This window comes from Dechloromonas sp. A34, from assembly GCF_026261605.1.
Classification (GTDB): Bacteria; Pseudomonadota; Gammaproteobacteria; order Burkholderiales; family Rhodocyclaceae; genus Azonexus.
This window is the reverse complement of the sequence record NZ_CP102486.1, coordinates 3,146,593-3,161,609: the sequence shown is the minus strand read 5'-3', so window position 1 is coordinate 3,161,609 and position 15,017 is coordinate 3,146,593. Positions and strand designations below refer to the sequence as shown.

The following is a 15,017-nucleotide window of genomic DNA, read 5'->3' as shown; positions in this document are numbered from 1 at the left end:
AACAATGCGTTTGACCACCAAAGGACGTTTTGCCGTCACGGCCATGATGGACCTCGCCATGCGTGGCGAGGACGGGCCGGTGGCACTGGCCAGCGTCAGCGAGCGCCAGAAGATTTCCTTGTCCTACCTCGAACAGCTGTTCGGCAAGCTGCGTCGTCACAAGCTGGTCGACAGCGTGCGCGGCCCCGGTGGTGGTTACTGCATTGCCCGTCCGCTGACGCTGGTGACCGTGGCCGACATCATCCGTGCCGTCGATGAGCAACTCGATGCGACGCAATGCGGCGGCCGTGAAAACTGCCATGACGAACATCGTTGCATGACCCACGACCTGTGGACGACGCTTAATACCAAGATGTTCGACTACCTCTCTTCGGTGACGCTCTCCGAACTGGTCGATCGCCAGAAACTCAAGCTGGCCGGCAAGTTGCCCGAAATCCTCGAAGACAAGCGCCACCTCGCACCCCGGTCGCGTACCGGCCGTGAAAAATCAGCGATCCTCGCCTGAGTTTCCCGATGTTTCGCCCCATCTACCTCGACCACAACGCCACGACGCCGCTTGATCCGGCGGTGCTGGCGGCCATGCTGCCCTGGCTGGAAAGCCAGTACGGCAATGCGTCGAGTCGGCATGAATTCGGCCGGGCGGCGCGGCGGGCGATCGACGAGGCGCGGCAACAGGTGGCGGCTGCGGTCAATGCCCATCCCACAGAAATCGTGTTTACCAGCGGTGGCAGCGAAACCAACAACCTGTTCCTGAAAGGCGCCGCGGCTGCGCTGAAGCCGGGCTTGCTGGCGGTCAGCGCCATCGAGCATCCCTGCGTACTGAAGCCGGCGGCGCAACTGGCACGGCAGGGTTGGCAGGTGCGCCAGCTGGCGGTCGATTGTGCCGGCAGCATCAACCTGGCCGATTACGCTGAAACGCTGCTCGACCGGCCGCGGCTGCTCTCGGTAATGCTGGCCAACAACGAAACCGGTGTCGTGCAGGATGTCGCGGCCTTGGCCGATGCAGCCAAGGCCACTGGCGGATGGTTCCACAGCGATGCCGTGCAGGCGCTGGGCAAGCTGGCTATCGATTTTCGCAGCCTCAATGCGGCCGGCGTTCATGCGCTGACGCTGTCGGCGCACAAGGCCGGCGGCCCTAAGGGCGCGGCGGCGCTGGTCGTCGATAAGCGGGTCGAACTGCTGCCCTTGATCGCCGGTGGCGGTCACGAACGCGGCCTGCGTTCGGGTACCGAAAATGTGCCCGCCATCGTCGGCTTCGGCGTGGCGGCGGAACTTGCGGCGCAGCGCGTTGCCGAACTAGCGGCTCGCTTGCGGGCCCTGCAGGCGAAGCTGGAAGCCGGGCTGGCAAGATTGGGCGCCCGGATATTTGCGACGGAGGCAAGCCGTTTGCCGAACACCAGCTATTTCGCCTTCCCCGATATCGATGGTGAAACGCTGGTCGGCAAGCTCGACCGCGCCGGATTCGCCGTGGCCAGCGGTGCCGCGTGTTCGAGCGCCAACCCGGAACCTTCGCATGTTCTGCGGGCGATGGGCGTGGCGCCGGAGATGGCGCGTGGTGCGGTGCGGGTCAGCCTCGGGGCAAGCAATACCGAGGTCGAAATTGAACAATTTATCAGCGCTTTGCAGGTTACAGTCGGACGCCTGCAAGGACTGACAGCAATGGCTGTCTGAACAACCCGACCTAGCGAGAATGACGATGAAACTTCCCATTTACCTGGATTACTCGGCAACCACCCCGGTTGACCCACGCGTTGCGGAAAAAATGATTCCGTACTTGTACGAGCACTTCGGCAACCCGGCTTCGCGTTCGCACAGCTTTGGCTGGGTGGCCGACGCGGCGGTCGAAGAGGCGCGCGAGCAGGTCGCGGCGCTGGTCGGTGCCGACCCCAAGGAAATCGTCTGGACCTCCGGTGCCACCGAGTCCAACAACCTCGCCATCAAGGGCGCCGCCAATTTCTACGCCGGCACCAAGGGCAAGCACATCATCACGGTGAAGACCGAGCACAAGGCCGTGCTCGACACCGTGCGCGAAATGGAGCGTCAGGGTTTCGAGGCCACCTATCTCGACGTCAAGGAAGATGGTCTGCTCGATCTCGAAGTCTTCAAGGCCGCCATCCGCCCGGATACCGTGCTGGCCTCGGTGATGTTCGTCAATAACGAAGTCGGCGTCATCCAGCCGATTGCCGAACTGGGTGAAATCTGCCGCGACGCCGGCATCATCTTCCACGTCGACGCTGCCCAGGCCACCGGCAAGGTGGATATCGACCTGAGCAAGCTCAAGGTCGACCTGATGAGCTTCTCGGCCCACAAGACCTACGGCCCGAAAGGTATCGGCGCCCTTTACGTCCGCCGCAAACCGCGTATTCGTCTGGAAGCGCAGATGCATGGCGGTGGCCATGAGCGTGGTTTCCGCTCCGGCACGCTGGCGACACACCAGATCGTCGGCATGGGCGAAGCCTTCCGTTTGGCCAAGGAAGAAATGGTCGAAGAGAACCAGCGGGTTGGCGCCCTGCGCGACAAGCTGCTCAAGGGCCTGCAGGATATCGAGGCAACCTTTGTCAATGGTGACCTCGAGCAGCGCGTGGCGCACAATCTCAATATCAGCTTTGCCTACGTCGAAGGCGAATCGATGATCATGGCGATCAAGGATCTGGCGGTTTCTTCCGGCTCGGCCTGCACCTCGGCCAGCCTGGAGCCGTCCTATGTTTTGCGTGCCTTGGGGCGCGACGACGAACTGGCCCATAGTTCGATCCGCTTCAGCATCGGCCGCTTCACGACGGAAGAAGAAATAGACTACGCAATCAAACTGTTGCACACGAAAGTTGGAAAACTACGTGAACTTTCGCCGCTGTGGGAAATGTACAAGGACGGTATCGACCTCAGCACCGTGCAGTGGGCTGCGCACTAAAGAAACTCTAGGAGAACTAACATGAGCTATAGCATCAAAGTCATTGATCATTATGAGAATCCCCGTAACGTTGGCTCCTTCGGCAAGGAAGACGACGGGGTCGGTACCGGCATGGTCGGCGCCCCGGCCTGCGGCGACGTCATGAAGCTGCAGATCAAGGTGAACAAGGCCGGCGTGATCGAGGACGCCAAGTTCAAGACCTACGGTTGCGGTTCCGCGATCGCCTCGTCTTCACTGGTCACCGAGTGGGTCAAGGGCAAGACCGTCGATCAGGCACTGTCGATCAAAAACACGGAAATCGCCGAAGAATTGGCCCTGCCGCCGGTTAAAATTCACTGTTCGATTCTGGCCGAGGATGCCATCAAGGCAGCTGTGGCCGATTACAAGAAAAAGCACGGAGAATAAGCATGGCTGTCACCTTGACCGACAAGGCAGCGAAACACGTTGCCAATTACCTGACCAAACGCGGCAAGGGTGTTGGCCTGCGCCTCGGGGTGCGGACCAGCGGCTGTTCCGGCATGGCCTACAAGCTGGAATTTGTCGACGAGGTGGATCCCGAGGATATGGTCTTCGAAAGCAATGGCGTCAAAGTCTTTGTGGACGCCAAGAGCATGCCGTACCTGGAAGGGATGGAACTCGATTTCGCCCGCGAAGGACTGAACGAAGGTTTCAAGTTCAATAATCCGAACGTGAAAGACCAGTGCGGCTGCGGCGAATCCTTTAACGTCTGATGGATCTTCGCGCCGACCACTTCTCCCTGTTTGGATTGAACCGTGGTTTTCGGCTCGATCTGTCGGATCTGGATTCCCGTTACCGCGACATCCAGGCCCAGGTGCATCCGGACCGCTTCGCCAATGCCGGCGAAGCCGAGCGCCGAATGTCGATGCAGTGGGCGACGCACGCCAACGAAGCCTACCAGACGCTGAAAAAGCCGCTGGAGCGGGCCAAGTACCTGCTGCATCTGGGCGGCCACGACATCCAAGCGGAGAACAATACCGCGATGCCGGCCGATTTTCTGATGGACCAGATGGAATGGCGGGAAGCCGTGATGGATGCGCGCCACGGCGGTGACCACCACGAGCTCGAGCATCTCCACAACCGGCTGCGCGGCGACATCAACACCCGTTATCAGGAACTCGGCGAATTACTCGATGGCAGCGGCGATTTCGCGCTGGCCACCGACCGTGTCCGCCGGCTGATGTTCCTCGAAAAACTCTTGCACGAAATCGACGACGCGCTGGCGTCGCTGGAAGAATAAAAATGGCCCTGTTTCAAATTGCCGAGCCCGGAGAGTCGGCTGCACCCCACGAGCACAAACTTGCCATCGGTATCGACCTCGGCACGACCAATTCGCTGGTCGCCACCGTGCGCAGCGGCATTGCCGTCTGCCTGAGCGACGAGCAGGGCCGGCCCTTGCTGCCCTCGGTCGTCCGCTACCACGCCGACAACACCACCGAAGTCGGTTACGACGCCCAGAAGAAACAGGCGATCGATCCGCGCAACACCGTCGTCTCGGTCAAGCGCTTCATGGGCCGTGGGCTGAAGGATATCGCCCACGTCGAATCCATGCCCTACGATTTTGTCGAAGCGCCGGGCATGGTCAAGGTCAACACCATCGCCGGCATCAAGAGCCCAGTCGAAGTCTCGGCCGAGATCCTGAAAAACCTCAAGGAACGTGCCGAAATCGCCCTGGCCGGCGAACTGGTCGGCGCCGTGATCACGGTGCCCGCCTATTTCGACGATGCCCAGCGCCAGGCCACCAAGGATGCCGCCCGCCTCGCCGGCCTCAACGTGCTGCGCCTGCTCAACGAACCGACCGCCGCCGCCATCGCCTACGGGCTGGATAATGCGGCGGAGGGCGTCTATGCCGTCTACGACCTCGGCGGCGGCACTTTCGACATCTCCATCCTGAAGCTGACCAAGGGCGTCTTCGAAGTGATGTCCACCGGCGGCGATTCGGCGCTCGGTGGTGACGACTTCGATCACCGCATTTTCTGCTGGGCCATCGAACAGGCCAAGCTGCAGCCGCTGTCGCCGGAAGACGGCCGCCTGCTGATGATGCGCTGCCGCGAAGCTAAAGAATACCTCAGCAATAATCCGGAGGCGCCGATCACCGCCCGGCTGTCCACCGGCGAGATCGTCGATACCAAGCTCGACGTCGCGACCTTTGCCGAAATCGCCCAGACGCTGATTTCGAAGACCATGCAGCCGGTCAAGAAGGCCCTGCGTGATGCCGGCCTGCGCGCCGAAGATGTCAAGGGTGTGGTCATGGTTGGCGGCTCGACGCGCATGCCGCAGGTCCAGAAAGCGGTCGGCGATTTCTTCCGCCAGGAACCGCTGACCAATCTCGACCCGGACAAGGTCGTCGCCCTCGGCGCGGCAACCCAAGCCAACCTGCTGGTCGGTAACAAGACCGGCAAGGACGACTGGCTGCTGCTCGACGTCACGCCGCTGTCGCTTGGCCTGGAAACCATGGGCGGCCTGACCGAAAAGGTCATCCCGCGCAACTCGACCATTCCGACCGCCCGCGCTCAGGAATTCACCACCTTCAAGGATGGCCAGACGGCGATGGCGATTCACGTCGTGCAAGGCGAGCGCGAGCTGATCAGCGATTGCCGTTCGCTGGCCCGCTTCGAATTGCGCGGCATTCCGCCGATGGTCGCCGGGGCGGCCCGCATCCGCGTCACCTTCCAGGTCGATGCCGACGGCCTGCTGTCGGTCGCTGCGCGTGAGCAGACCACCGGCGTCGAAGCCAGCGTCACCGTCAAGCCATCCTACGGCCTGTCCGATGACGAAATCGCTGGCATGCTCAAGGATTCGATGGAACACGCCAAAGACGATGCAGTGGCCAGGGCGCTGAAGGAAGCACAGGTCGAGGCACAACGCATGATTGAGGCGACCGAAGCCGCCATGATGGAAGACCCGCATCTGCTCAACGAGGCGGAAACCGCCAAGATTGTCGCTACCATCGCCAAGCTGCGCGACACCATGGCCGGCGACAACCGCCGCCTGATCAACATCGCGATGGACGACCTCGGCTTCGAGACGCAGGCTTTTGCGCACCGTCGCATGGACCAGAGCATCAAGAAAGTGCTGTCCGGCCGCAAGGTCGACGACATCAAGATGGGAGAAGACGCATGACGCAACTGATCGTCCTGCCACACGTCGAAAACTGTCCGGACGGCGCCGTGATCGAGGCGGAAGAGGGCAAGTCCATTTGCCAGACGCTGCTTGAGAACGGTGTCGAACTTGATCACGCCTGCGAAATGTCCTGCGCCTGCACGACCTGCCACGTCATCGTCCGCGAAGGCTTCAACTCGCTGACGCCGGCCGAAGAGGAAGAGGAAGACCTGCTCGACAAGGCCTGGGGCCTCGAACCCAATTCCCGCCTCGGCTGCCAGGCCATCGTCGGCAAGACGCCGCTGGTCGTCGAAATCCCGAAATACAGCATCAATATGGCGAAGGAGGGGCACCGCAAATGAAATGGACCGACATCAACGATATCGCCATCGAACTTTCCGAGGCGCATCCGGCCATCGACCCGCTGAAGATCAATTTCGTCGACCTGCGCGACTGGGTCATGGCGCTCCCTGAATTCAACGACGATCCCAAGCACTGCGGCGAGAAGATACTCGAAGCCATCCAGCAGGCCTGGATCGACGAAGTGGAATGAAAACCCGTGACTTCCCGGGGCGGGGCAGCCAGCTCAATGTCCTGGGCGGACCGCTGTTGCCTTGTTCCGAGCAACCGGTCACCGGCTTTTTTCGCGATGGCTGCTGCAATACCTCGGAAGACGATTTCGGCAGCCACACGGTGTGTGTCGTGCTGACCGCCGAGTTCCTCGAATTCTCCAAGGCGAGCGGCAACGACCTGTCGACACCGCACCCCGAATTCGACTTTCCCGGCTTGCGACCGGGTCAGCGCTGGTGCCTGTGCGCCGCGCGCTGGCTGCAGGCCTGGCAGGCTGGACAGGCGCCGCACGTGGCACTGAATTCGACCAACCAGGCGGCGCTCGAAATCGTGCCGCTGGAAGCCCTCAAGCAGCACGCCGTCGACCTGCACTGAGCGCGCTTCCGGTTACCACAATCGGCCGGGGCAGAGCTGTGCGGATGGGCGGCAGAATGCAATTACCAGTTGTTTGTCATCCACCCGGCGTGCCAAATGGATAAAATGGCGCGATTCTAGGCGGTGCCGACATTCACTGGGGGAAAGATGCAAACGCTTGCAGCCACTTACTACGAAGTGCTCGGCATCGGGCCGGAGGCCACGCTGGCCGAAATCAAGGCGGCCTACGCCCGGCAACTCGATAGCTTCCGGGAAATGATGAAGGCGCAGGAGAGGCCGACAGCAGAACACCTCAATGCCCTGCGCCAGGCCTTCCAGACGCTCGGCGACCCCGAGGCGCGGCAAGCCTATGACGCCACTCTGGAAAAAGCGCCGCCCGCAGCACTCGTTCCCGAACCGGCCGCCCCAGCTGCACCAGTGCAGGCGGGCGACGCCGCCGCCGAAACTGCCGAGCGGCACGAGGAGAATTTCCGCTTTGTCGGCGATGGCGGCGAGTATTTCCGCATCTGGATCGTCAATCTCCTGCTCAGCATCCTCACCCTCGGCATCTACTCGGCCTGGGCCAAGGTGCGGCGCGAACAGTACTTTCACCGCAACCTGCTGCTCGACGGCTCGGGCTTCGACTACCACGGTCAGCCGATCGCCATCCTCAAGGGCCGGGCTGTCGCCGTCGTGCTGCTGCTCAGCCTTTCCGTGGCCCAGAATATCAGTCCGCTGGCCTACGGGATCGTCGCCCTCGGTCTGCTGGCGCTGCTTCCCTGGCTGGCCGTCAAAGCCTTCCGCTTCCGGGCGCACAACACCAGCTACCGCGGCCTGCGTTTCTCGTTCCACGGCAGCTATGGGCAGGCCTTCAAGGTATTTTTCGGCTATGGGCTGCTCGTTCCATTGACGCTCTGGCTGGCTTTCCCGGTTTTCTACCGGCAAGTGCGCAAGTTCATCCTCGACAACACGCGCTTCGGGACGACGGCTTTCGATTGCGCCGTCACCACCGGCACCCTCTACAAGATATTCCTGCTCCCCGGCCTAATCTTCATCGGCCTTATCGTCGCCCTCGGCGTCATTGCCGGGATGGCGGCCGCCGGCGCTGCCGGCAAGGAAGCCTTCCTCGCCCTGGGCGTCGTTTTCATGCTGATCCCCCTGCTGCTGGTGATCTCGCAAGCGGTCATCGTGCCCTATGTCGCGGCGCGCATTACCAATGCCATCTGGGGCACGACCCGTCTCGGTTTCCACCGTTTCGTCAGCCGCCTGCCGGTCGGCGGCTATATCGGGCTGACCGTGGTGAACTGGCTGGCCATCATCTTCACGCTCGGGCTGTTTATTCCCTGGGCACAGGTGCGGGTCGCCCGCTTCCGCGCCGAGTATCTTGCCCTCGCGGTCAGCGGCAGCCTGAACGACTTCGTTGCCGGCGAAGCCAGCACGGCCAGCGCCATCGGCGACGAAGCAGCCGAAATGTTCGACCTGGACATCGGGCTGTGAAAGGGGTTGCCGCTTGCTACTACGACGGGCGCACGCCGTTGCGCCAGTCGGCCGAGCTGTTTGCGGTCGGTGACGAAATCGTCGCCCGCGGCCAGTTCGGCGAACGGCGGGCCGGGCGTGGCGAGGTCGACATCTCCGAGGCGATGGGGCGTTCGCCGCGCTTTGTCCGCTTTGCCGACGGCGCGATGTTCGAAGTCGCCGACCTCGATGCCTTCGCGCACTGGCTGAAGGCGGCCGGCTTCGCCGAGTCGCCGGTGGTCCGCATGCAAACCCGCTGGACCTGGGCGCTGGGCTCCCTGGCCGGGGCAGTGTTGCTGATCGTGGCACTCTATTTCTGGGGCCTGCCCGCCATCGCCAAGGTGCTGGCCCCGCGCATTCCGGAGCCCGTACTGCAATCCATGTCGCAGCACACCCTGGCCGTCCTCGACGAGCGCCTGCTCAACCAATCCGTGCTCAGCGAGGCACGCCGCACCGCCTTGAGTGAACATGTCCAGAAGGTCTTGCAGACCGGCAGCGATCTGCCGGCCTACCGCCTGCACTTCCGCTCCTCGGCCACGGGCCCCAATGCCTTCGCGCTGCCCAGCGGCGATGTCGTGATATTCGATCAACTGATCCGGCTGGCCGAAAGCGACGATGAAGTAGCCGGCGTCATTGCCCACGAACTGGGGCATGTCGCCAATCGCCACGGGCTGCGCCAGTTGATCCAGTCATCGGTGGTTTCCTTCGTGGTCGGTGTCTACCTCGGCGACATCTCGTCGGTTGCCGCCGGCCTGGGCGTCCTGGTCCTCGAATCCCGCTATTCGCGCGAATTCGAATTCGAAGCCGATGCCTATGCCGCGCGTACCATGCTGGCGGCCGGGCGGGGGACCGAGCCGCTGGCCGCGATGCTCGAGCGCATGGAAAAAGCCCATGGCGCCAAGGGCAGCGCCGGGGCAGGATGGGACGGCCTGTCCACCCACCCCGACACGGCCGAACGCATCGCCCGCCTGCGCGCCATGCGCTGATTTTCGACGGCCAAGGCCAGGCATCCCGGCCATCCCGGGCCGTGGCCTTGGCTCGTCAGCCGATTGACGCCTCCTATCCCGGCGGCCGATACTGCCGGACTTTCCGCCATCGACCGCTCCGGTAAGGCTTTGCCAGCAATGTCCGCGTTCTCCAGACTTCTCCCCGCCTGGCTTACCCATTACCCCAGAGAAAAACTCGGCGCCGACATCACCGCCGGCTTGATGGTGACCATCCTGGTCATTCCGCAGAGCCTCGCCTACGCCTTGCTCGCCGGGTTGCCGCCGCAACAGGGGCTGTACGTCAGCATCCTGCCGGTCATCGCCTATGCCTGGCTGGGTAGCAGCATGGTGCAGGCGGTTGGGCCGGTCGCCGTCACGGCGATCATGACCTACGCCGTCTTGAGCCCGATCGCCAGCCCCGGCTCGCCTGAATACATCGCTCTGGCGGCCGCCTTGTCGTTGCTCTCCGGTGCCATGTTGCTGGCCTGCGGTGTGCTGCGCCTGGGCTTCCTGTCGCAGTTGCTGAGCCGGCCGGTGATCAGCGGTTTCATTTCCGGTTCGGCGGTGCTGATCATCATCAGCCAGTTGAAATATCTGCTCGGCGTGACGCCGCATGGCGCGAGCAGCGGCGAGGTCATGCTCGACGTGCTGAGCAAACTGCCACAAAGCCATCTCCCGACGCTGGCCATCGGCCTGACGGCATTGCTCGTGCTCGCCGTCGTCCGTTCGACACTCGCCGGCTGGCTGGTCAAGGCCGGCCTCGCCAGCCAGCGGGCAGCCTTCGTTGTCCGCGTCATGCCGCTGGTGGTCGTGCTGGTCGGTACGCTGGCGGTGATCGAGTTCGATCTCGACCGGGCCCACGGGGTGGCCGTGGTCGGTTCGGTGGCCGCCGGCCTGCCTGCGTTCAACTTCTTCCTGCCCGGCTTCGATGCGACGCGCAGCCTGATCGTTCCGGCCTTCCTGATGATGCTGATCGGCATGGTGCAGAGCATCACCATGGCCCAGGCCCTGGCCATCAAGCGGCGCGAACGGATCGACGCCAATGCCGAACTGGTTGGGTTGGGCGCGGCCAATGTCGTTGCCGCCTTTTCCGGCGGCATGCCGGTCGGCGGCGGCCTGTCGCGCTCGGCGATCAATGTCGCGGCCGGCGCCCAGACGCCCTTGGCCAGCATCGTCTCGGCCCTCGCCATGATCGGCGTGCTAGCCGGCGCCGCCAGCTGGTTCGAGCGTCTGCCGCTGGCCGTGCTGTCGGCCAGCATCATCATGGCCGCGACCTCGATGATCGATTTGCAGGCACTCCGCCAGGCCTGGTCCTACGACCGGGCGGATGCGCTGGCCTTGTTGTGCACTGCCGGTGGCGTACTGCTCTTTGGCCTGGAGGCGGGGATCGGCATGGGTATTGTGTTGTCGATGGCGACCTTGCTGTTTCGCGTCAGTTCGCCCCATATCGCTGTCGTCGGGCGGGTGCCCGGGACCGAGCATTTCCGCAACGTTGCCCGCTACGAGGTCGAGACGCTGCCCGGCGTGCTTTTCGTCCGCATCGACGAGCGCCTGTTCTTTGGCAACCTGGGCGCTGTCGAGCAACGCCTGAACCAGGAGCTGGAAGGCGTGGCTGATGCGCACGACCTGGTGCTGGTGATGAGCGGCGTTAACCTGCTCGACACGACTGCAGTCGAGGTGTTTGGCGAGATCAACCAAGATCTTGCCGAGCGAGGCATCAAGCTGCACCTGGCCGAGGTCAAGGGGCCGGTGCAAGACAGGCTGATGAAATCCGTGCTGTGGAACGCGCTTACCGGCGAGGTTTTTCTGTCGGCCAACGCCGCTTACGAAAAGCTGGCGCCACCCGAGGTCTGGTGTCCGGATATATAGACGCTGTTCTTACGCGTCGTCGAACAGGTTGAGCAGGGAATCCAGACCACCGAAATTGATCGCCACATCGGCCTTGGCCCGCGTTGCCGGCTTGGCGCGGAAGGCCACCGACAGGCCGGCCTCGGCCATCATCAGCAAGTCGTTGGCGCCGTCGCCGCAGGCGATCACCTGATCCTTGTGTAGTCCCAGTTCGTCGGTCAGGCGCGCCAGGTGATGTGCCTTGGCCGAGGCATCGACGATGTCGCCGACGACCCGCCCGGTCAGCTTGCCGCCGGAAATTTCCAGTTCGTTCGAAGTGGCGAAATCGAAGCCCAGTTCGATGCGTAGGCGCTCGGTAAAGTAGGTAAAGCCGCCGGACAGGATCGCCGTACGCAGCCCTGCGTTCTGCGCGGCGGCCAGCAGTTCGCGGGCGCCCGCCGAGAGCAGCAGGCGTTCGCCATAGACGCGCGCCAGCACGCGGGCATCGAGCCCGGCGAGCAAGGCCAGGCGGCGGCGCAGGCTCTCCCTGTAGTCGATCTCGCCGCGCATGGCGGCTTCGGTGACGGCTGACACCTCGGCCTTCTTGCCGGCGAAGTCGGCCAGCTCGTCGATGCATTCGATGGTGATCAGGGTCGAATCCATGTCGAAGCAGATCAGGCCGAAGTCGGACAGCTTCTTGTTGCCCTGGACGAAGGCCCAGTCGAGTTTCTCCGCTTCGAGCAGCGGAATCAGCGCCTCGAACTCCGCCGTGCGCGTCGCGCCCGTCAGGCGGACCACCTGCGGCGGACGCGGTTCGACGGCACTGGCGCCGGTCGCGGCAACGATACGTTCGAGCAGAAAAGTGGGGAGGGCACCGCCCTGGATGATGAGGTTCATGATGTGCTGTCAGAGTTCAAGTTGTAAGGGTTGCTGTGCCAGGTGCTTGGCGACGACGGCCGGCAGGTCTTGCGGCGAGCGGATGCGGAGTTGTTTGTTGATGTTGAAGCGCCCGAACACCACCGTGATGGCCGAAGGCGAAACCGCAAATTCTGCCGCCAGAAAGCGCACCATGTGATCCGTCGCCCGGCCCGCCACCGGCGCCGCCGTCACGCTGACCTGGAGCTGCTTGCCCTTGGGCTTGCCGATGACGTCGCGGTTGGCATTGGGCTGGCCGAGGATGTTGAGGACCAGCGTGTCGCCATCCCATTCGCAGAACGAGTTCATGGGATGGCCTTCTGTGCTCTCGACTGCATGGCGGGGTTTGCTGCGCTTGGCTTTCATCGGCGGGAACGAGTTACGAAAAGCCTACTCGCCCCGCGCTCGGCGGACGGTGATCGATTCGCCGCCGACCCCCCAATTGTCGGTATCGACTTCATCGATCACGACCACGGTGGTCTTCGGGTTCTTGCCGAGAACATCGACCAGCAGCTGGGTGACGCCCTCGATCAGGCGAGCCTTTTGCTCTGCGGTCGCACCTTCCTTGGTGATCTTAATGTTTACGTAAGGCATTTTTTCTCCAAATTTTAATTAGTGCCACTGGGGAAGGTGCCGCTGAAGAACAAGGGTCTGACCCCTATTGTTCTTCGGCATCCCAGCGACGAAGCGCCTCGACCATAGGGTTAGGCGATTTTTTCATCAGGCGAGGCAGTAAAAACTATTTCCATAAGATCGCTTTGTTCAGGGCTTTGAACAAAGTCGAGCTTGGTGTACCAGGCCCTGAGTTTTTCTTCTGAGCCGCCGGCTTCGATAGGCCATGGTTTCAGGCATATCTTTTCGAAACCCTCTCGGGTAGCAAACTCCCTGCACTTTCGTATGACTGCAGCTCCGTAGCCACGACAGCGGTGCGATGGATCAACGAGTAGCTCATATACACAAAAATATCTCTTGTGGTCAGGAAGGTCGAGAGCAACAAAAGCTACCTCTTGCTCTCCGCTCACTGCGGCGTAGTGCGTCGTAAATGCAGCCTTGGTACTCACCGACGCTCGATCACGCAACGGAGCAGCCCTGAATTCAGAGGGGGCGTTAATCACGCGAAGCTGGATTTCCATGCAGTTGCTAACGTAGAGCTAACCGGCGCTGCGCGGCTTTATCGCGCAGCGTCCAGCGACTGTGGGCCTAAAAGGGGACAGACCACGTTTTATCGGTTGCCAAATTTTCATGCAGCCAGGCTGGGTCAATGTCCGCGCCGTTAGGCCAAGTAAGAACGCCAAGTTCAATTTTTACCTGACCAAAGAAGTTGATGTCGACCAATGGCGCGTAGATGCCGGGGTTGGCGGTTGTTCCGATTGCCGAAAAATCCGCGACTCCAATCAGGCCGTCACGGAACGTCAGGGCGAGCCGGTGATTTGGCAGGACCGAGACGGCCTGAATACGCCAGGGGGCCGCCGGCGTTACTCCAGCGGTTGAATTTTCTTCGGTAGCTGTCTGGCTTGGCATAGTTCCCAATCCTCCATCAACTCGGGCCGATGTTCGATAGCCCATTCTATGGTCAAGTTCAACGCGCGTTTGGGCAGGCGGCCGCCGATGACCTCCAGTGTACGGATGTCGATCAGCGCTTCGTATTCACCATACATGGCGTGGAAGTGGGGTGGCGCGTGTTCGCGCCAGAACATCTGGATGACGATGCCGAAGAACTGGCTGATGGTCGGCATCGTCTTTTTCTCAGGAAAGCCGTTCCGGCAGCACGTCCCGCAGCAGCACCGCCGCATCGCGAATCATCTTTTCGGTGGTCGCCCAATCGACGCAGCCGTCGGTCACCGAGCAGCCGTATTTGAGCTGGCTGAGGTCGGCCGGGATCGACTGGTTGCCGGCTTCGATGTTGGATTCGATCATCACGCCGACCAGCGACTTGTTGCCGAGGCGGACTTGGTTGACGACGTCGGCCATGACCAGCGGTTGCAGTTCCGGCTTCTTGAAGCTGTTGGCGTGCGAGCAGTCGACGACGATGTTGTGCGGCAGCTTGGCTTTGGTCAGCGCCTGTTCGACCATGGCGACCGAGACGGTGTCGTAGTTCGGGCGGCCGTCGCCGCCGCGCAGCACGATGTGGCCGTAGGCGTTGCCCTTGGTGCGGACGACGGCGACCCGGCCCTGGCTGGTCAGGCCGAGGAAGGAGTGCGGCTTGGAGGCGGAGAGGATGGCGTTGATCGCCACGCCGAGGTCGCCGCTGGTGCCGTTCTTGAAGCCGACCGGGGTCGAGAGCCCGGAGGACATCTCGCGGTGGGTTTGCGATTCGGTGGTGCGGGCGCCGATGGCGGTCCAGGTGATGAGGTCGCCGTAGTACTGCGGCGAATTCGGGTCGAGCGCCTCGGTGCCGGTCGGCATGCCGATTTCGGCGACCTGGAGCAGGAATTCGCGGGCCTTGGCCATGCCGACGTCGATCTGGAAGCTGTCGTCCATGAACGGGTCGTTGATGTAGCCCTTCCAGCCGACCGTGGTGCGCGGCTTTTCGAAATAGACGCGCATGATCAGTTGCAGCGTGTCGCCGACTTCTTCGGACAGTTTCTTCAGGCGGTGGGCGTAGTCGAGGCCGGCGATCGGGTCGTGGATCGAACAGGGGCCGACGACGACGACCAGGCGGTGGTCCTTGCGGTCGAGGATGTTGCGCAACAGATGGCGACCGTGGGTGACCGTCTTGGCGGCTTTCTCGGAAAGCGGCAGGCGGGCGTGGATTTCTTCCGGCGTCGGCATTTCGTCGAAGGCGGTGACGTTGATGTTGTCGATGTGGTGTGTGGTCATGG

The 15,017-nt window shown here is 62.5% G+C and carries 20 protein-coding genes; 13 read left to right on the top strand and 7 right to left on the bottom strand.

Features of this window, described 5'->3' with window-relative positions; genetic code table 11:
- Nucleotides 1–4: 4 nt before the first annotated feature.
- The 13 genes from iscR to NQE15_RS15775 all read left to right on the top strand — a co-directional run bounded on the left by iscR (nt 5) and on the right by NQE15_RS15775 (nt 11,322).
- On the top strand, nt 5–505 hold the full coding sequence (gene iscR / locus NQE15_RS15835; protein WP_265942624.1) for a Fe-S cluster assembly transcriptional regulator IscR: 501 nt from the start codon (nt 5–7) through the stop codon (nt 503–505).
- An 8-nt stretch (nt 506–513) separates the two neighbouring features.
- The gene (locus NQE15_RS15830; protein ID WP_265942623.1) at nt 514–1,671 is read left to right on the top strand and encodes a cysteine desulfurase family protein; all 1,158 of its coding nucleotides are present in this window, start codon (nt 514–516) and stop codon (nt 1,669–1,671) included.
- A gap of 25 nt (nt 1,672–1,696) precedes the next feature.
- The gene (locus NQE15_RS15825; protein ID WP_265942622.1) at nt 1,697–2,908 is read left to right on the top strand and encodes an IscS subfamily cysteine desulfurase; all 1,212 of its coding nucleotides are present in this window, start codon (nt 1,697–1,699) and stop codon (nt 2,906–2,908) included.
- A gap of 21 nt (nt 2,909–2,929) precedes the next feature.
- The gene (gene iscU / locus NQE15_RS15820) at nt 2,930–3,313 is read left to right on the top strand and encodes a Fe-S cluster assembly scaffold IscU (protein ID WP_117608694.1); all 384 of its coding nucleotides are present in this window, start codon (nt 2,930–2,932) and stop codon (nt 3,311–3,313) included.
- A gap of 2 nt (nt 3,314–3,315) precedes the next feature.
- Nucleotides 3,316–3,639 carry an iron-sulfur cluster assembly protein IscA gene (gene iscA / locus NQE15_RS15815; protein ID WP_226443567.1) on the top strand — a complete coding sequence of 108 codons (324 nt, stop codon included), beginning with the start codon at nt 3,316–3,318 and terminating at the stop codon, nt 3,637–3,639.
- The gene (gene hscB, locus NQE15_RS15810; protein ID WP_265942621.1) at nt 3,639–4,166 is read left to right on the top strand and encodes a Fe-S protein assembly co-chaperone HscB; all 528 of its coding nucleotides are present in this window, start codon (nt 3,639–3,641) and stop codon (nt 4,164–4,166) included. The genes iscA and hscB overlap by 1 nt, the downstream gene beginning before the upstream one ends.
- Nucleotides 4,167–4,168: 2 nt before the next feature.
- On the top strand, nt 4,169–6,049 hold the full coding sequence (gene hscA, locus NQE15_RS15805; protein ID WP_265942620.1) for a Fe-S protein assembly chaperone HscA: 1,881 nt from the start codon (nt 4,169–4,171) through the stop codon (nt 6,047–6,049).
- Nucleotides 6,046–6,390, top strand: coding sequence for an ISC system 2Fe-2S type ferredoxin (gene fdx, locus NQE15_RS15800; protein WP_265942619.1), 345 nt, complete (start codon nt 6,046–6,048; stop codon nt 6,388–6,390). Before hscA ends, fdx begins: the two co-directional genes overlap by 4 nt.
- The gene (gene iscX / locus NQE15_RS15795) at nt 6,387–6,581 is read left to right on the top strand and encodes a Fe-S cluster assembly protein IscX (RefSeq protein WP_265942618.1); all 195 of its coding nucleotides are present in this window, start codon (nt 6,387–6,389) and stop codon (nt 6,579–6,581) included. Before fdx ends, iscX begins: the two co-directional genes overlap by 4 nt.
- The gene (locus tag NQE15_RS15790; protein ID WP_265942617.1) at nt 6,578–6,973 is read left to right on the top strand and encodes a DUF2237 family protein; all 396 of its coding nucleotides are present in this window, start codon (nt 6,578–6,580) and stop codon (nt 6,971–6,973) included. Before iscX ends, NQE15_RS15790 begins: the two co-directional genes overlap by 4 nt.
- Before the next feature lie 147 nt (nt 6,974–7,120).
- Complete coding sequence (locus NQE15_RS15785; RefSeq protein WP_265942616.1) at nt 7,121–8,449, top strand: DUF898 family protein; 1,329 nt, start codon at nt 7,121–7,123, stop codon at nt 8,447–8,449.
- A complete protein-coding gene (locus tag NQE15_RS15780; protein ID WP_265942615.1) occupies nt 8,446–9,453 on the top strand; it encodes a M48 family metallopeptidase in 1,008 nt (335 codons plus the stop codon). Before NQE15_RS15785 ends, NQE15_RS15780 begins: the two co-directional genes overlap by 4 nt.
- Nucleotides 9,454–9,591: 138 nt before the next feature.
- On the top strand, nt 9,592–11,322 hold the full coding sequence (locus tag NQE15_RS15775) for a SulP family inorganic anion transporter (RefSeq protein ID WP_265942614.1): 1,731 nt from the start codon (nt 9,592–9,594) through the stop codon (nt 11,320–11,322).
- 9 nt (nt 11,323–11,331) lie between these two features.
- Here NQE15_RS15775 and serB read toward each other — a convergent pair whose 3' ends face one another.
- The 7 genes from serB to NQE15_RS15740 form a co-directional block, all read right to left on the bottom strand.
- Nucleotides 11,332–12,177 carry a phosphoserine phosphatase SerB gene (gene serB, locus NQE15_RS15770; protein ID WP_265942613.1) on the bottom strand — a complete coding sequence of 282 codons (846 nt, stop codon included), beginning with the start codon at nt 12,175–12,177 and terminating at the stop codon, nt 11,332–11,334.
- Nucleotides 12,178–12,186: 9 nt separating this feature from the next.
- Nucleotides 12,187–12,504: a DUF167 domain-containing protein gene (locus NQE15_RS15765; RefSeq protein WP_265942612.1), complete on the bottom strand. Its 318-nt coding sequence runs from the start codon at nt 12,502–12,504 to the stop codon at nt 12,187–12,189.
- Between the two features lie 81 nt (nt 12,505–12,585).
- Entirely contained in the window at nt 12,586–12,789 is a 204-nt protein-coding gene (locus NQE15_RS15760) for a 4-oxalocrotonate tautomerase family protein (RefSeq protein WP_265942611.1), read from the bottom strand.
- Nucleotides 12,790–12,899: 110 nt separating this feature from the next.
- Nucleotides 12,900–13,328: a GNAT family N-acetyltransferase gene (locus NQE15_RS15755; RefSeq protein ID WP_265942610.1), complete on the bottom strand. Its 429-nt coding sequence runs from the start codon at nt 13,326–13,328 to the stop codon at nt 12,900–12,902.
- A 67-nt stretch (nt 13,329–13,395) separates the two neighbouring features.
- Nucleotides 13,396–13,716, bottom strand: a complete 321-nt coding sequence (locus NQE15_RS15750; protein WP_265942609.1) for a DUF2442 domain-containing protein — start codon at nt 13,714–13,716, stop codon at nt 13,396–13,398.
- Nucleotides 13,671–13,931, bottom strand: coding sequence for a DUF4160 domain-containing protein (locus NQE15_RS15745; RefSeq protein WP_265942608.1), 261 nt, complete (start codon nt 13,929–13,931; stop codon nt 13,671–13,673). The genes NQE15_RS15750 and NQE15_RS15745 overlap by 46 nt, the downstream gene beginning before the upstream one ends.
- Nucleotides 13,932–13,941: 10 nt before the next feature.
- Nucleotides 13,942–15,015, bottom strand: coding sequence for a 3-deoxy-7-phosphoheptulonate synthase (locus NQE15_RS15740; RefSeq protein ID WP_265942607.1), 1,074 nt, complete (start codon nt 15,013–15,015; stop codon nt 13,942–13,944).
- Nucleotides 15,016–15,017 lie beyond the last annotated feature (2 nt).

Excerpts from the sequence above, each read along its gene's own strand:
- iscR (WP_265942624.1), top strand. The coding sequence starts at position 5 with ATGCGTTTGACCACCAAAGGACGTTTTGCCGTCACGGCCATGATGGAC.
- NQE15_RS15830 (WP_265942623.1), top strand. The coding sequence starts at position 514 with ATGTTTCGCCCCATCTACCTCGACCACAACGCCACGACGCCGCTTGAT.
- NQE15_RS15825 (WP_265942622.1), top strand. The coding sequence starts at position 1,697 with ATGAAACTTCCCATTTACCTGGATTACTCGGCAACCACCCCGGTTGAC.
- iscU (WP_117608694.1), top strand. The coding sequence starts at position 2,930 with ATGAGCTATAGCATCAAAGTCATTGATCATTATGAGAATCCCCGTAAC.
- iscA (WP_226443567.1), top strand. The coding sequence starts at position 3,316 with ATGGCTGTCACCTTGACCGACAAGGCAGCGAAACACGTTGCCAATTAC.
- hscB (WP_265942621.1), top strand. The coding sequence starts at position 3,639 with ATGGATCTTCGCGCCGACCACTTCTCCCTGTTTGGATTGAACCGTGGT.
- hscA (WP_265942620.1), top strand. The coding sequence starts at position 4,169 with ATGGCCCTGTTTCAAATTGCCGAGCCCGGAGAGTCGGCTGCACCCCAC.
- fdx (WP_265942619.1), top strand. The coding sequence starts at position 6,046 with ATGACGCAACTGATCGTCCTGCCACACGTCGAAAACTGTCCGGACGGC.
- iscX (WP_265942618.1), top strand. The coding sequence starts at position 6,387 with ATGAAATGGACCGACATCAACGATATCGCCATCGAACTTTCCGAGGCG.
- NQE15_RS15790 (WP_265942617.1), top strand. The coding sequence starts at position 6,578 with ATGAAAACCCGTGACTTCCCGGGGCGGGGCAGCCAGCTCAATGTCCTG.
- NQE15_RS15785 (WP_265942616.1), top strand. The coding sequence starts at position 7,121 with ATGCAAACGCTTGCAGCCACTTACTACGAAGTGCTCGGCATCGGGCCG.
- NQE15_RS15775 (WP_265942614.1), top strand. The coding sequence starts at position 9,592 with ATGTCCGCGTTCTCCAGACTTCTCCCCGCCTGGCTTACCCATTACCCC.
- serB (WP_265942613.1), bottom strand. The coding sequence starts at position 12,177 with ATGAACCTCATCATCCAGGGCGGTGCCCTCCCCACTTTTCTGCTCGAA.
- NQE15_RS15765 (WP_265942612.1), bottom strand. The coding sequence starts at position 12,504 with ATGAACTCGTTCTGCGAATGGGATGGCGACACGCTGGTCCTCAACATC.
- NQE15_RS15760 (WP_265942611.1), bottom strand. The coding sequence starts at position 12,789 with ATGCCTTACGTAAACATTAAGATCACCAAGGAAGGTGCGACCGCAGAG.
- NQE15_RS15755 (WP_265942610.1), bottom strand. The coding sequence starts at position 13,328 with ATGGAAATCCAGCTTCGCGTGATTAACGCCCCCTCTGAATTCAGGGCT.
- NQE15_RS15750 (WP_265942609.1), bottom strand. The coding sequence starts at position 13,716 with ATGCCAAGCCAGACAGCTACCGAAGAAAATTCAACCGCTGGAGTAACG.
- NQE15_RS15745 (WP_265942608.1), bottom strand. The coding sequence starts at position 13,931 with ATGCCGACCATCAGCCAGTTCTTCGGCATCGTCATCCAGATGTTCTGG.
- NQE15_RS15740 (WP_265942607.1), bottom strand. The coding sequence starts at position 15,015 with ATGACCACACACCACATCGACAACATCAACGTCACCGCCTTCGACGAA.